Source organism: Acidimicrobiales bacterium (assembly GCA_030747595.1).
Taxonomy (GTDB): Bacteria; Actinomycetota; Acidimicrobiia; order Acidimicrobiales; family MedAcidi-G1; genus UBA9410.
The window spans coordinates 51,300-64,582 of sequence record JASLKK010000007.1 but is presented as its reverse complement, the minus strand read 5'-3'; the positions used below and the strand labels follow the sequence as shown (position 1 = coordinate 64,582).

The following is a 13,283-nucleotide window of genomic DNA, read 5'->3' as shown; positions in this document are numbered from 1 at the left end:
GTCAGGGGAGGTCTTGCCAGGAGGTGTGGCCCTCGTCTAGAAGCCGGGCTGATGAGCGGTAGCAGGACTTCGACACGAAGGGCTCCACCTCCTTGGAACGCACCCGACACAACTCGGCCTTGACGACACGGGCCTCGGCTACCACCGGGTCATCGCCGGGGGCCAGGGCCACCAGGTCAATGACGTGGAGGGCCAGTTGGGTCTGCCCCCCTTGTGCGAGATCCTTGGCCCTATCCACCACGGTCGCTGGATCGCCTAGGGCGGACAGAATCTCGAAAGCCGCCTGGTCAGGTGGGGATGGATGCAGAGTGGTGGGGTTGCGGTCCCACCACCCATTCTCCTCTCGGTAGAGATCTCGCACGATGTAGTCGGCACAGCCGTAAGTAGGGGCCATCCACGGGTGGTCAAACAATTCGGGCGGGTAAGACATGTCGGCGAGAATCTCAGCCTCGCTCATGCCTCGGTTCATCCTTTGGACCACCTCGACTCGAAGCCAGCGCAGTGCTTCGGCGGTCATGGTCAGACGTTCTCGCACCATCTCAGCACCGGATACCACCGGACCGAATTCGGTGACCAGAGTCTGGGCGCCTAGGGCGGCCAGACGGTCCAGGGTGTCGGCCCACCGGACGGTGAACCTCTGGGTACGTAGAGGAGTACCCACGTTGGGGATGGAGTCGGCTGGGGTGGCTGGGCCACCGTAGAGAAGACCATCCGCAGGAAACCACAGGGCCAGAGCGTCGTCGGTCTCCGAGGGAGCCCAGTAGGCCTCCACAGGTCGGGAGCCCTCTACGAGCACCAGGTGGTCTTCGAAGGTCTCGGTGGGATCGACGTGGACAAATACGTCATCAAGAGCGGCTAGGGGAACCCCGTTGCGCCCCGGGAATTGCACGGCGGCCATTCGGGCTTGGAGATGGTGGGTCTCTCGGTAGCGGGAGTAGCGGTCCAAAATATTGACGTGAGCCACCAGACGAGGTGGCGGGTCCCCCCGGTCTGCGGCGTGCTCTAGCCAGGCTCCAAGCCCCGCGTTGTACGAGTTGTGGCCATGGCTGTAGCAGATCGCGTGAACAGGGGCGTCGGTGATTCCACGTAGGTGATCAATCATCTGGGGCGCCACCGCGACCGGCCCGCCGTCGACGATGACCATCCCGGCGTCGGTCTCCGCAGCCAGACAGTTGCCCATGCCAGGAAGGATGTGAAACCCCTCAGCGATGGTGGTGCGGGCCATGCGCCCGCTCAGTGTTCCCTCGGAGACCATGCGCTGATGGTAGGCCTAACCGCTAGGCGCTGACCCGCCTGCACGTATCTACACCTAGGGGTTCGTACCTAGGACCACCTCCACCTCCGAGATGGGGTGGCAGACTTACGAGATGAGGACACTTGCAGTGGTCATGACGCTTGTTCTGGTTGCATCGGCCTGTGGTGGAAGTTCAGACACAGCAGCACCAGGCACGACGACAACTAAAGAACCATCCATTACGACGACAGCGGCACCAACCACTACAGCGGCACCAACCACTACAGCGGCTCCTGCGACGACAGCGGCACCAACCACTACAGCGGCTCCTGCGACGACAGCGGCACCAACCACTACAGCGGCTCCAACCACTACAGCGGCACCAACCACAACGGTGGCACCTACGACTACAGCGGCTCCTGCGACGACAGCGGCACCAACCACGACAGCGGCACCAAAGGTCGTACTGCCTGCACCTGACTTTGAAGCACCAACAAACTTCGGCGCGTTTAACAACCAGACCCAAGATGGATTCAAGGCAGTCGTGGACAGCGAGTTCACGGCCATGGGCACCTACAAGTCTGGTATGGCAGTCGCCGTCTTCACCGATGGATTCCTGTGGACATACGCGGTCGGAGACGCTTCGGCAACGACGCCGATGACGACTAGTACGCCGACACTTATCCGTAGCACCTCTAAGACATTTCTGGCTGCGCTGATCCTTGATCTAGTCGAGGACGGCCACTTCCAACTCACTGACTCTCTCGAATCGGTCCTGTCAGCCGATCCTGACTATTCGTTGCTCGACCCAACGACGATCAACGGCGCCGTAACTGTCCACGAACTCTTGAGCATGCGTTCAGGTATTCGTCCCTTCGCAGCGGGAGCAGGCGAAGAGAACAACCTGGATTTGCTCTGGGTCGTCAAGAAACCGTCGTGGAAGCCAGTGGACACAGTTGGTCTAATAAAGGACCCATGGGTTGAACCCGGGGAGTACGAGTACTCCGATTCGAACAACTTTCTCCTTGGAATGGTCGCTGAGCTACACACCGGAAAGGATCTCTCTGTCCTCTACCGAGAACGATTCCTCGATCCGCTCGACATTGCTGCCGTACTGCTCCCCGATGAACCAGTTCCCGAAGGCACGGCACGCCCATACACGGACCTTGATTACTGGGGGGGAAGTGGGTTCGGCGACATGATCGAGTTGGACAGGACCCGGTACGGGAACACGGCTGACGACTGGTACGAACAAGATGCACGGCTGGCTTGGGCTACAGCGGGAATCGTGTCGACCCCGGCCAACATTGCTCGCTGGGGCTACGAGCTTTATAGCGGCAACGGTTCCGCACTCGCGGACCAGAGCCGGTCGGTTCTCCTCAACTCGATCAACGAAGAAACCATCTCGCTTGCTGGGCAACCGCAGCAGTACGGCTACTACGTGGGGAGACGAACCTTCCCACTCGAAGACGGAACATTGTTATCGGTTCTTGGGCATCCCGGAGGAGGAGCGGGCTACACCTCGCGGGTCTACTACTCGTCCCGCTTCGATATGTCGATCTCAATCCTGGCGAATTCAACCGTCCGATACGCCAGACGCGAAGGAGGCTGCAGCGAGTACGGCGCAGTGGATTGCATCGCTTGGGAACTTTTCAAGTCCTACGCCGATTAGGTCGGGCCGCAGGCTGGTATCCACTGTGGCATAACGCCTGCGCGTGTCTACGCCTGGGAGGTCTGATGTCGTATCCCACCCCTCAGGGAGGGGTGGGATACTCAATCAGAAGTGCACCGGGCTATTACCTCTGCGAGCCGATCCGAGAACTCGCCCGTGAGAAACGAGCGCCTCTCCTCGTAAAGAAACTCGTCCTGAGACAACTTTCCTTCGATGCAGTTGAGCATCTTCTCGCAAGAAGACGCATCAGCCTCGCTTTGGCAACTGACTAGGAAGTTGTTGCGAATTTCTTCGTCGTAGTCGCTGCCGTCAACGCTGCAGCTAATCGATGATGTCGCCAGAAGCAGGACTAATCCAAGAATTCGCACCAGGCCAGTATGTACTGGCGGCGATCTAGGTGAACGTGACGGTCGTGCATATCTACTCCTAGGGGATTCGTACCTAGGGCCACCCCCCTAAGGATGGGGTTCACCAGCGTCAGCATTTGATCTGTGGGACCCTTATCCGCTCACATACGAAAAGGGGAACCATGTCCTATACGAGCATTACCACTACGAGGCCCGGGCCACGGATGCAGGCGGCAGAGACCACCGAGGAAGGTGACGCCTTGTTGGCTGAACTCTTTGGGGTTCTTGCTGCCAATGGCGGTGAAATGGTCCTATCTGGTCAGGACCTAGCTCGCGGCGTCAACGTATCGGTTACAAAATATGAGGATTCGGCTGCAGCGGTGAAGACCCAGATCGAGATCTCAGCGAAAGGCTTGCTGGAGTTCGTTTCCGCTGGGCCGTTCGTAGCCCTTGATGAGTGGTGGCCGATTGCGTCAGCCGCAATCAACGACAACTAGAACCCTGTCGCTCGGAGCCCGTCCCTTGGGGCGGGGTCCGAGCACTCAGACTGTCTGCGCATATCCGCACCTGCGGGCTTCGATGCCGCCTCCCGCCCGCTGTAGCGGAGGGTTCGACAAGCTCTAGCTAGGGCGCTTGAATCCAATAGTCCGATCTACCCGCGCCACCTCGACCGTGTACTGGGCGTACCAGCGATTACGGCCTTCGTCCTGGGCAATCTCATGTTCCAGGTCGTTTCGCCAGGCGGCGATGTCCTCTTCGGTACGCCAGTAGCACACGGTGATTCCGAGGCCGTCGTCTCCCCGAGCCGATTGCATGCCTAAAAAGCCCTCACGGGCGTTGACTAGTTCGGCCATGCGGTCAGCCGTCTCTTCATATCCGTCAAGATTGCTTGTCATACGAGTAGTGAAGATTGTGGCGTAATACGGAACCTCACTGACCAGACCGAATTCGGTCGCCCCATGTTTGTCGTTCATGACGAAACCATATTTCGACAATGCCCCGGACTGCGCGTACCTACACCGAGGGTGTCAGAGACGCCCTCGGACAGCAGCACCGAGTTAACACCACAGTCTCCAGCCCGACCCTCGTCGCGTTCCGTCTTTCGACCTTGTTGGGACTACCGTTTACGACGTGCCCGCGCCTGTTGACGACGATCCCCGGGGTCCCGGGCAGGAACCACTCGAATACGGCGCCCTGGCTTCCCGGTTCGAGGTAATCCGTGAAGCTGCCGATCGGTCACCCGACTCGCTGGTGCCGCGGTCGATCATGCGGGGAATCGCCGCCGGCCTCTCACGGGCGCCCGGCATCCGACGGACCGATCCCCTCAAGAGTCACCAGCAGCGATCACTCTGGGCTCGACTCGTTGATGAGGCCACGGCACGGCCCGAACATGTTGGGTTTGTCCTCCTCGGAGTCGGCGGCATCCGAGAGCTGGCCGAACGGCTCGGCGTGCCCCACAAGACCTTGGCCACCCGTCTCGATTCGTGGCGCCGGACACGCCCCCGGATGGTGGTGACCTTCACCGGGCGCCGTGTCCGGGGAAGCACCCCGCTGCACGCCGTCCAGATACCTGTGGCGTCCGACCTCGTGCTGTGGGCGGCCACCACCCGGGCGGCGGTGGACGAGGTGGACGGACGCCCTCCCCACCCGCTGCTGGTCGCCGATGCCGCTGAGCGCCTCGCCATGCTGGGTACTACCGGGCCGGCCTTTGGGACGTGGCCCGATTTGGACGACGCAGTAGAAGATCTCGGGAAGGCCATTGCTCGCCGGGGAAGCGAGGCGCCCCGTCGGCGCCTGGAGACCGGCCGCCACCGCTGACCGGCACAGATCAGCGGATTCTGCTGGTTGCGCCCATCGGTCACACCTCCGTCTACGGAGGCTCGCCGGGCCGTAACCTTTTCGTCGTGGCTAAATCTCAGACCTCCGACCCGGCGCGCACGGGAAGCCGTCCCGACCTACGCAACGTCGCCGTCATCGCGCACGTCGACCACGGCAAAACAACCCTCGTTGATGCCTTGTTGCGCCAGTCCGGTGCCTTCCGGGACAACGAGGAGATCGCCGAGCGTGTCATGGACTCCATGGATCTCGAGCGTGAGAAGGGCATCACGATCCTGGCCAAGAACACGGCCGTTGTCCGTGACGGCGTAAAGATCAACATCGTCGACACTCCCGGTCACGCGGACTTCGGCGGCGAGGTCGAGCGGGCACTGAACATGGTCGATGGCGTGATCCTGCTCGTCGACTCCGCAGAGGGCCCACGCCCCCAGACCCGGTTCGTGCTTCGTAAGGCACTCGAAGCCGGTCTGGCCATCGTGCTCGTCATCAACAAGGTCGACCGGCCCGACGCCCGCCTTGACGAGGTGGTCGATGAGACCTACGAGTTGTTCCTGGACCTCGACGCCACCGAAGACCAGATCGAGTTCCCGATTGTCTACACCGATGCCCGGGCCGGTACCGCAACCCTGGATCCGTCTGTCCCCGGTGCAGATCTCAGCCCGTTCTTCGACGTGGTGCTCGAGCACGTGCCGCCGCCTTCGTTCGACGAGACAGCCCCGCTACGGGTCCACGTCACCAACCTCGACGCCTCGCCGTATCTAGGTCGCATCGCCATCTGTCGAATCGACAGCGGCACCCTCAAGCGAGGTGCCCCGGTGGCATGGTGCCGCACCGACGGCACCATCCAGCCGGCCAAGATCGGCACCGTCACCGTCACCGACGCCCTCGGACAGGTCGACGTGGAGGAGGCCGGACCGGGTGAGATTGTCTATGTGTCGGGCATCGTCGATGTCACCATCGGTGAGACCCTGGCTGACCTGGATGATCCCCGTCCTCTTCCCGGTATCACCGTCGATGAGCCCACGCTGTCGATGGCCATTGGAGTGAACACCTCACCGGTGGCCGGATCGGACGGCACCAAACTCACCGCCCGCCAGGTCAAGGACCGTCTCGACGCTGAACTGGTCGGCAACGTGTCGCTACGGGTGATGCCCACCGAGCGTCCTGACACCTGGGAGGTCCAGGGTCGTGGCGAACTCCAGTTGGCCATCTTGGTCGAGACAATGCGCCGCGAAGGCTTTGAACTCACCGTGGGTAAGCCAGCTGTGCTGTTGCGTGAGATCGACGACACCTTGCACGAGCCCACCGAGCGCCTCTCAGTGGACGTCCCCGAGGAGTACGTGGGTGCCGTCACCCAACTACTCGGCGAGCGCCGGGCCCGCATGGGGGACATGACCAACCACGGCACCGGTTGGGTCCGTCTCGACTACGTGGTGGCTGCCCGTGCACTGATCGGTTTCCGGACCGAATTCATGACCGAAACCCGGGGTACCGGCCTTCTGCACCACGTGTTCGAAGGTTGGGAGCCGTGGATGGGTGACCTGCGAATCCGCCAGACAGGCAGCGTGGTGGCCGACCGCATCGGTAGTGCCACGGCGTACGCCATCACCGGCATCCAGGAACGGGCTTCGATGTTCATCGGCCCCACCGAGGAGGTGTACGCCGGGATGATCGTCGGCGAGAACCCCCGGGCCGAGGACATGGACGTCAACATCTGCAGAGAAAAGAAGCTCACCAACGTGCGGGCCTCGGCATCTGACGACACGATCCGCCTAACACCGCCGCGGCGACTCTCCCTCGAGCAGGCGTTGGAGTACATCGCTGACGACGAGTGCGTCGAGGTGATGCCGGGCGTGGTGCGTCTCCGCAAGGTCGAACTCGACGCCACCGCTCGCGCCCGGACCGTCAAGCGCCTCAAGAACGCTCGAGCCTGACGGTCCTCTGGGGCTTCGACCGATGGCCGTCAACGTGCTGGGAACGCCGCTCCAGGAATGCGGTGTTGACCCCCTGACCGGTTTCTACCGGGATGGTTGCTGCAACACCGGAGCTGACGACCTCGGCGTGCACACCGTGTGCGCTCTGATGACCGAGGAGTTTCTGGCCTTCTCCAAGGAAGCTGGCAATGACCTATCGACACCGCGGCCCGGCTTCCCGGGGTTGCATCCCGGTGACCGATGGTGTCTATGCGCCCCACGCTGGCAGGAGGCTCACGAGGCCGGAGCGGCGCCCCAGGTCCTGTTGGCCGCCACCCACATCCTCAGTCTGGAGTGGGTCGATGCCGAGGCCCTGCGAGCCGCCGGAGTCGATCGACCTGATTGATTGGTGTGCCCGGCCTCACTGGTTCACGCCGAGGAGCTGACCGTCTAGTCGGCGACCAGTCGGTCGATTAGTGGTTCGAGGGCGTCACGCCAATCGGCGATCAGGCCCACGTCGCACCAGTTCCATAGCTCGCATTCCGGGTCAGGGTTAATGCCCACCACCGTGGTGGCCCCCCGGAGCCCGACCGTGTGATTGAACTTCCCGGATGTCCCGATGGCGATACACAGTCGGGGGGCAATGGCATGCCCGGTGATGCCCACCTGACGGGCCCGAGGCATCCATCCGGCATCGGTGACCTTTCGTGTGGCGCACAGTTCGGCACCCAGCCGCCCTGCCAGTCTCTCCACGTGGGACAACTCCGAGGGCTCGACGCCCTGTCCCACACTGATCACCACGTCGGCGTTGGCCAACAGGCCGCTGTCATCGTCGCGGCGACGCTCCAAGATCCGTACCAGTCGATCGGCTGGCCCTCCGTGCCCTGACTTTCGTGCCGGCTCCCGTGCCGGTGACCCGAGATGGTCCGCGGCGAATGGGGCCCCGGGCCGAGGCCGCAGCGTGGGCAAGATGCCGGAGCGGACGGTCGCCATCTGGACGGTCGAGGTGCAGGTGATCTCGGCTACCAGACGGCCACCGAAGGCGGGCTTCAGCGCGATCAGACGTCTGTCACGTACCTCGAGCCCCACGGCATCGCCGGTTAGGCCGGCATTCAGGCAGATGGCCAGACGCGCCGCCACCTCGCGACCCCAGGCCGTCGACGGTGCCAGTACGGCCCACGGCGGGTCCTCCACCAGTGATCTGGTCAGCATCCGGGCCACCTCGTCGGCGCCGGTCACCCCAGCATGGCGAAGCACCCGATCTGCGCCCTGGCCGCTGAGGGCCTCCCAGTCGTGGACCACGTCGATGGTCAGCACCGTCCTGCCGCCGATGGTGTCGGCCAGGCTGGCGGCCGCTCCCAGAAGTTCGGAGGTCGAACGCTCTCGTCCGGGTTCGCCGACCACCACGATCTCGCCACCGTCGCCTGGACCAGACGGTCGTGCCACCTCTCCGCCAGCGTCTTTAGACCCCCAGATGGCGCCACCGGACCGGACCACTTCGAGCACCCGGTCCAGATGGGTCTTGTCGGCGCCAATGAGCGTCTCACCAGCCCGTTCAACGTCGAGTAACCGCACCTCACCGACCACCGTCGGACTGGCTGCCGCACCCCAAGGTCCGGGGCCCAGATCGGCGGGTCCGAGGCGGCGGATGAGAGCACCGTCCACGGTGGCCCACGCCTCAGGCTCCTTCACCTTGCACGGGTCGCACAAACGCTCGGCGCACGAGACCACGGCCGGCAGGTCGACCTCGGCACGTAGCCACTCGTCATCGTGTTCCAGTAAGGCTGCCAGCCCCCGGACGGACTTCCCCGGGCCGGATGTCAAGTCCAGTTCCCGGGCACCCACCAACAGGGGAAAACCCAGAAGTTCCGCCACCTGGGCGGGCACCTGGCCGGTGTCGGCGTCGACCGAGTTACGACCGCACAGGACGAGGTCCCACGGTCCGGTGGCCTCCAGGGCGGCGACCACGGCTCTGGAGGTGGCCAGGGTGTCGCTCCCGGCGAACGCCGAGCCGGTCACGTGGATCCCCTCGATGCAGCCACACAGGATGGCTTCCCGTAGCACGGTCTCGGCGGCGTCGGGACCGAGAGTGATCGCCGTGCACGTGCCGCCGGTGGCCTCGGCCAGATCACAACCCGCCCGAACCCCACGTCGGCAGTAGTCGTTCATGTGGAGTTCGAGACCGTCGCGCACCAGACGGCCGTCGTCGCCCAGGCGCATCTCCTGGAATTTCGGAATCTGTTTGACTAGGGCGGCTATCCGCAACGGACGAGGCGGCCGGTCGGTCACCGCGCCACCGTACCGGTGACACCACTAGCGTCGGGACGTGGCCAGCTTCGACACCGAAACGTTCCTTGTCGATTCCACCGACCCGACCGATCTGGTCGACGTGCTAGATGAGGTGGCTGGCTCGCCCGGTTCGTGGATCAACGTGGAACCTGACGTGGACGACTCGCTCCGAGCCGACGTGCCGGGCCTCTTCGCATGGTTCTCGGCCCGAGGCTCTCAGGTTCCGGTGGCGACGTTCGTAGCCGGTTCCGGTCGGAACGTTCCGTCCGTCGGGCTCGACCACAGCACCGGTCGGGGCGCCGGTGACCGTCTACGAGACGCCGGCGTTATCGCTCCTGAAGGCTGGTTGCTCCGCCAGGACAACCCCAAGCGGGGCCTCATCTGGGAGTCCGGTTCATCAGACGCGCCCACAGGCCCGTCGTTGGCCGTGTTCCTGATGGAGGCCACGGCGCTCTTCTGCCCGTTACCCACCGAGGGCCGATTCCGGGTTCTGGTGCACACGCCACTGAACTGAAGCCCAAGAACTGAGGCCCGAAAAAACCGCCCGGATCAGGCGTCCCGAACCGCCTGCATCATCAGGCCGATGAGTGCCTCGGTATCGGCGTCGTAGGCCACATCGCAGTTGAACGGCATCTCGGCGCGGGGACCGCGCTCGTCGACCACAGTCATGCCCCGGGTGTGGGTGCCGTTGACTTCCACGCTCACCGGGCGGGATGCCATCTCGAACAGGTGGGGGTGGGTGACGGCCAGGATGGCGCACGGGTCGTGGACCGGCCCATCCTCGGTTTCCTCCTCGGCCACGTGGAACGTCGTGTAGAACTCGAGTAGTTCGGCCATGGCGTCACCTACCGGTGTTCCGAAGGTCGCGCACATCCGACCGTGGGCACTGCCCATACGGACCTGATGGGTGAGGTTGAGGCCCACCATGGTCAGCGGAGCACCGGACCGGAAGACTTCATCGGCCGCCTCAGGGTCGGCGTATACGTTGAACTCGGCGGCCGCCGTCACATTGCCGACGCTTAGGGCGGCCCCTCCCATCAAGGTGATGGAAGCCACCCGCTCAACCATGCCTGGATCGGCCCGGAGGGCCAGAGCCACGTTGGTCAGAGGGCCGATGGGCACCAGATGTAGACCTTCTTCGGCACGGGTCGTCTCGACCAGCCAACCGACAGCGTCATCGGAGTCGGCACCCCTGGTCGGCTCGGGGAGCACGAGGCTCCCGAGGCCCGTCGCCCCGTGGACCTCGTGGGCGAACTCCTGGGCACCGACCAGCGGTCCTCCAGCGCCTGTATGGACTTCAACGTCGAGGCCCAGCAGTTCACGCATCCGACAGGCGTTAGCTGTGGTGTATTCCAACTCGACGTTGCCGGCCACCGTGGTGATGCCCACCAGGTCGGCCCAGCGGGCCGCGGCGATGATGGCCATGGCGTCGTCCACTCCGGGGTCACAGTCCAAGATGATGCGAGGCCGTTTACCCGGTGAGAACGCCTCAGAAGCCGGATTCGTCGAGGTTGCGTTGTCTGGGAACTGTTTCGGCATGGCCGGAGTGTGCCCCGTCAGGAGGTGGGTTTGTTGGATTAGGCGCCCATCGAGCGGGCCACCTCGGCGGCCGTGGGCATCGACGGCTGGGCGCCCGGGCGCGTCGCCGCGATGGATCCGGCATGAACCGCTTCGTGGACGGCCTCGACGACGGTCACTCCGCGGGCCAGCGCCGCGGCGAGCGTTCCGCAGAACGAGTCACCGGCCCCGGTGGTGTCCACCGGGGTGATGGTTGGAGCGGGCACTTCTATCGCCTCGTCGATGGTGACGATCAGGGCGCCGTCAGCCCCGCGGGTTACCACAACGGTTTCGATGCCCAGGCCACGGGCCGCCACCGTGAGGTCGTCGACGTCATCGGACGGTTCGGATCCCGTCAGCTGGGCCAGCTCGATGAAGTTGGGGACCAGCACGTTCACCCGATCCACGAGTGCGACGGGGAGCGCCCCGGGGGTCGACGGGGCCGGCGCCGGGTTCAGCACCACGGTCCCGCCAGCGGCTAATGCAGCATCGGTCACGGTTTCCGCCGGAATCTCCAGCTGGAGCAGAACCACCTCAGCGTCGGCCAGCACGGCCGACGCACCGTCGAGGTCCGATGAGCTCACGTGGGCATTAGCGCCCGGGCTCACCACGATGGCGTTGTCCCCGTCGGCGTCCACCCCGATCAGGGCGATCCCGCTGGGGGCTCCGGCATCGACCGTCAGATGGCTGGTGTCCACGCCTGACGCCTCGAGCGATGCCTTCAGAGTGGCGCCGGTGTCATCGGATCCCACGCGACCCAAAAAGGTCACCGCCGCTCCCTGTCGTGAGGCGGCCACCGCCTGATTGGCTCCCTTGCCTCCCGGAACGAGGGCGTGGTCGCCGCCCATCACCGTCTCGCCGGTCATCGGGTGGTGGGGGACCGGTACGACGATGTCGAGGTTGACTGAACCGACCACGACGACACGGGGGGAAGACATGTCTGAGAGCATGGCATCCCCACCGGGTCGAACCCTGCCTGACGGAACGCTGGGTCAGGCCGTGCCGGGGAAGCGGCGAACCAGTGTCGACGAGGTGCCCGCCCGGTCGAGGAACTGGGCCACGTCACGTCCCACGATCTCAGCCGACGAGGGCGTGGTGTAGAAGTTGTTCCGCCAGTCCTCCTCGGTGGCCACCGAGATCTCCGAGATCGCGTCGCAGCCGGCTGCGTCCTGAAGAGCGACGTGCTTGCGAACCACGTTCTGGCGATAGGCGCCAAACCCATGGTGGGTGCGGGCCACCTCGGCATGGGAGCGGTAATGCTCTACGAACGAGTCAGCGCTCAGGTCGCTCCGTCGGGCCACCAGGGACACCATCAGAAGGGCGTCCGGCGAGAGCGCGGCGTCGCCGCGCTCTCCGAGACTGGCACCCCACACGTGATGGCGATCCACCTCGAGCACGCCCAGGAGATGCTCGGGGGCCAGGAAGTGAGCCTCGCCGGTGATCCAGATCAGCGCCGTCCAGATCGGCTCGGTCACCGGCATGGACCGAGCTCCCAGTAGGTGGAGCCGACCCTGATCAACCAGGTCCACCGCGAGGACGCCGGGTCGGGACGCCAGCGCCTCAGCATCGGGCGCCGGATCATCCGTCATCAGGCAACGCACATTGTCCATCGGCCCAGCATCCCCTTGTGGGTCAACGGCTGCCACACTCAGGTCATGCTCCATATCGACGATGCCGACCGAGTCCGTCTCCTCCGGATTGACCGACCCGAAGCCCTCAACGCTCTCGACGAGGTCCACTACGACGCACTGGCCGACGCCCTCGATGATGCCCGGACGTCGGCCGAGGTGGCGGTGGTGGTCCTCACCGGCACCGGCCGAGCCTTTTGCGCCGGGACCGACCTCGGTGATATGGAGCGCCGCAAGGACCCGGACTCGGGATTCGTGCCGGGTCGACATGGCTTCGCCGGATTCATGGATCGACTGTCCACCTTCCCTAAGCCAGTCGTGGTGGCCGTCAACGGGTTGGGCATCGGGATCGGTGCCACAGTGATCGGCCACGCCGACCTCGTCTTCATGTCCAGCGAGGCCCGATTGCAGTGTCCGTTCACCGCTCTGGGGGTGGTGCCCGAAGCCGCGTCCAGCTACCTGTTTCCCCGGCTCCTGAATCGTCAGGACGCCACGTGGGTGCTCATGAGCTCGGAGTGGATCGACGCGCAGGAATGCCTACGGATGGGGCTGGCGTGGCGGCTGTGTGCCCCCGAGGCTCTCATGGACGAGGCGATGAGCTACGCCCGGCGTCTGGCGGCCAAGCCGGTGGCGTCACTGGTCGCGTCCAAGCAACTATTGACCGCACCGCTGGCCGAGGCCATTGCCGAAGCCCGCATACGCGAGGACCAGCAGTTTGCTGAACTGATGGGTGGCCCGGCCAATGCCGAGGCGCTCCGGGCGTTTGCCGAAAAGCGGCCGCCGGACTTCACCGGGATGTAGAGACCG

Annotated in this window: 15 protein-coding genes; 7 read left to right on the top strand and 8 right to left on the bottom strand. The window is 64.4% G+C overall.

What is annotated here, in order from left to right; genetic code table 11:
- Nucleotide 1 precedes the first annotated feature (1 nt).
- Together QF777_07160 and QF777_07155 are read right to left on the bottom strand one after the other, a co-directional pair.
- Nucleotides 2-1,255 carry an alkyl sulfatase dimerization domain-containing protein gene (locus QF777_07160; protein ID MDP6911332.1) on the bottom strand — a complete coding sequence of 418 codons (1,254 nt, stop codon included), beginning with the start codon at nucleotides 1,253-1,255 and terminating at the stop codon, nucleotides 2-4.
- A 105-nt stretch (nucleotides 1,256-1,360) separates the two neighbouring features.
- Nucleotides 1,361-1,750: a hypothetical protein gene (locus QF777_07155; protein ID MDP6911331.1), complete on the bottom strand. Its 390-nt coding sequence runs from the start codon at nucleotides 1,748-1,750 to the stop codon at nucleotides 1,361-1,363.
- 28 nt (nucleotides 1,751-1,778) lie between these two features.
- Between QF777_07155 and QF777_07150 the strand changes: the two genes are divergently transcribed.
- On the top strand, nucleotides 1,779-2,906 hold the full coding sequence (locus QF777_07150) for a serine hydrolase (GenBank protein MDP6911330.1): 1,128 nt from the start codon (nucleotides 1,779-1,781) through the stop codon (nucleotides 2,904-2,906).
- Between the two features lie 101 nt (nucleotides 2,907-3,007).
- Here QF777_07150 and QF777_07145 read toward each other — a convergent pair whose 3' ends face one another.
- A complete protein-coding gene (locus tag QF777_07145; GenBank protein MDP6911329.1) occupies nucleotides 3,008-3,274 on the bottom strand; it encodes a hypothetical protein in 267 nt (88 codons plus the stop codon).
- A gap of 203 nt (nucleotides 3,275-3,477) precedes the next feature.
- On the opposite strand from QF777_07145, the gene QF777_07140 reads away from it, so the two are divergent.
- Nucleotides 3,478-3,750, top strand: a complete 273-nt coding sequence (locus QF777_07140; protein ID MDP6911328.1) for a hypothetical protein — start codon at nucleotides 3,478-3,480, stop codon at nucleotides 3,748-3,750.
- Between the two features lie 123 nt (nucleotides 3,751-3,873).
- Here the strand turns inward: QF777_07140 and QF777_07135 are convergent, their stop codons facing one another.
- Nucleotides 3,874-4,227, bottom strand: coding sequence for an antibiotic biosynthesis monooxygenase (locus tag QF777_07135; protein MDP6911327.1), 354 nt, complete (start codon nucleotides 4,225-4,227; stop codon nucleotides 3,874-3,876).
- A 157-nt stretch (nucleotides 4,228-4,384) separates the two neighbouring features.
- Between QF777_07135 and QF777_07130 the strand changes: the two genes are divergently transcribed.
- From QF777_07130 to QF777_07120, 3 genes are all read left to right on the top strand, one after another.
- Nucleotides 4,385-5,071 (top strand): hypothetical protein, encoded by a 687-nt coding sequence (locus QF777_07130; protein MDP6911326.1) that lies wholly within the window; start codon nucleotides 4,385-4,387, stop codon nucleotides 5,069-5,071.
- Between the two features lie 86 nt (nucleotides 5,072-5,157).
- Complete coding sequence (gene typA / locus QF777_07125; protein ID MDP6911325.1) at nucleotides 5,158-7,023, top strand: translational GTPase TypA; 1,866 nt, start codon at nucleotides 5,158-5,160, stop codon at nucleotides 7,021-7,023.
- Nucleotides 7,024-7,045: 22 nt separating this feature from the next.
- Nucleotides 7,046-7,408, top strand: a complete 363-nt coding sequence (locus QF777_07120; protein ID MDP6911324.1) for a DUF2237 domain-containing protein — start codon at nucleotides 7,046-7,048, stop codon at nucleotides 7,406-7,408.
- Between the two features lie 44 nt (nucleotides 7,409-7,452).
- On the opposite strand, the gene QF777_07115 is transcribed toward QF777_07120, so the two are convergent.
- The gene (locus QF777_07115; protein MDP6911323.1) at nucleotides 7,453-9,291 is read right to left on the bottom strand and encodes an FAD-binding protein; all 1,839 of its coding nucleotides are present in this window, start codon (nucleotides 9,289-9,291) and stop codon (nucleotides 7,453-7,455) included.
- Nucleotides 9,292-9,328: 37 nt separating this feature from the next.
- Here QF777_07115 and QF777_07110 point away from each other — a divergent pair, with 37 nt between their 5' ends.
- Entirely contained in the window at nucleotides 9,329-9,805 is a 477-nt protein-coding gene (locus tag QF777_07110; GenBank protein MDP6911322.1) for a hypothetical protein, read from the top strand.
- A gap of 35 nt (nucleotides 9,806-9,840) precedes the next feature.
- Here QF777_07110 and QF777_07105 read toward each other — a convergent pair whose 3' ends face one another.
- Genes QF777_07105 through QF777_07095 form a run of 3 tightly spaced genes read right to left on the bottom strand, consistent with a single transcriptional unit; the run spans nucleotide 9,841 to nucleotide 12,437 of the window.
- Nucleotides 9,841-10,830: a nucleoside hydrolase gene (locus tag QF777_07105; protein ID MDP6911321.1), complete on the bottom strand. Its 990-nt coding sequence runs from the start codon at nucleotides 10,828-10,830 to the stop codon at nucleotides 9,841-9,843.
- 38 nt (nucleotides 10,831-10,868) lie between these two features.
- A complete protein-coding gene (locus tag QF777_07100) occupies nucleotides 10,869-11,786 on the bottom strand; it encodes a ribokinase (protein ID MDP6911320.1) in 918 nt (305 codons plus the stop codon).
- 54 nt (nucleotides 11,787-11,840) lie between these two features.
- Nucleotides 11,841-12,437, bottom strand: a complete 597-nt coding sequence (locus QF777_07095) for an EthD domain-containing protein (protein ID MDP6911319.1) — start codon at nucleotides 12,435-12,437, stop codon at nucleotides 11,841-11,843.
- 66 nt (nucleotides 12,438-12,503) lie between these two features.
- On the opposite strand from QF777_07095, the gene QF777_07090 reads away from it, so the two are divergent.
- A complete protein-coding gene (locus QF777_07090; GenBank protein MDP6911318.1) occupies nucleotides 12,504-13,277 on the top strand; it encodes an enoyl-CoA hydratase-related protein in 774 nt (257 codons plus the stop codon).
- The last annotated feature ends 6 nt before the right edge of the window (nucleotides 13,278-13,283 follow it).

Bases quoted from the DNA above. Each gene is read 5' to 3' on its own strand.
- QF777_07160 (MDP6911332.1), bottom strand. From the start codon at position 1,255: ATGGTCTCCGAGGGAACACTGAGCGGGCGCATGGCCCGCACCACCATC.
- QF777_07140 (MDP6911328.1), top strand. From the start codon at position 3,478: ATGCAGGCGGCAGAGACCACCGAGGAAGGTGACGCCTTGTTGGCTGAA.
- QF777_07135 (MDP6911327.1), bottom strand. From the start codon at position 4,227: ATGAACGACAAACATGGGGCGACCGAATTCGGTCTGGTCAGTGAGGTT.
- QF777_07120 (MDP6911324.1), top strand. From the start codon at position 7,046: ATGGCCGTCAACGTGCTGGGAACGCCGCTCCAGGAATGCGGTGTTGAC.
- QF777_07105 (MDP6911321.1), bottom strand. From the start codon at position 10,830: ATGCCGAAACAGTTCCCAGACAACGCAACCTCGACGAATCCGGCTTCT.
- QF777_07100 (MDP6911320.1), bottom strand. From the start codon at position 11,786: ATGTCTTCCCCCCGTGTCGTCGTGGTCGGTTCAGTCAACCTCGACATC.
- QF777_07095 (MDP6911319.1), bottom strand. From the start codon at position 12,437: ATGACGGATGATCCGGCGCCCGATGCTGAGGCGCTGGCGTCCCGACCC.
- QF777_07090 (MDP6911318.1), top strand. From the start codon at position 12,504: ATGCTCCATATCGACGATGCCGACCGAGTCCGTCTCCTCCGGATTGAC.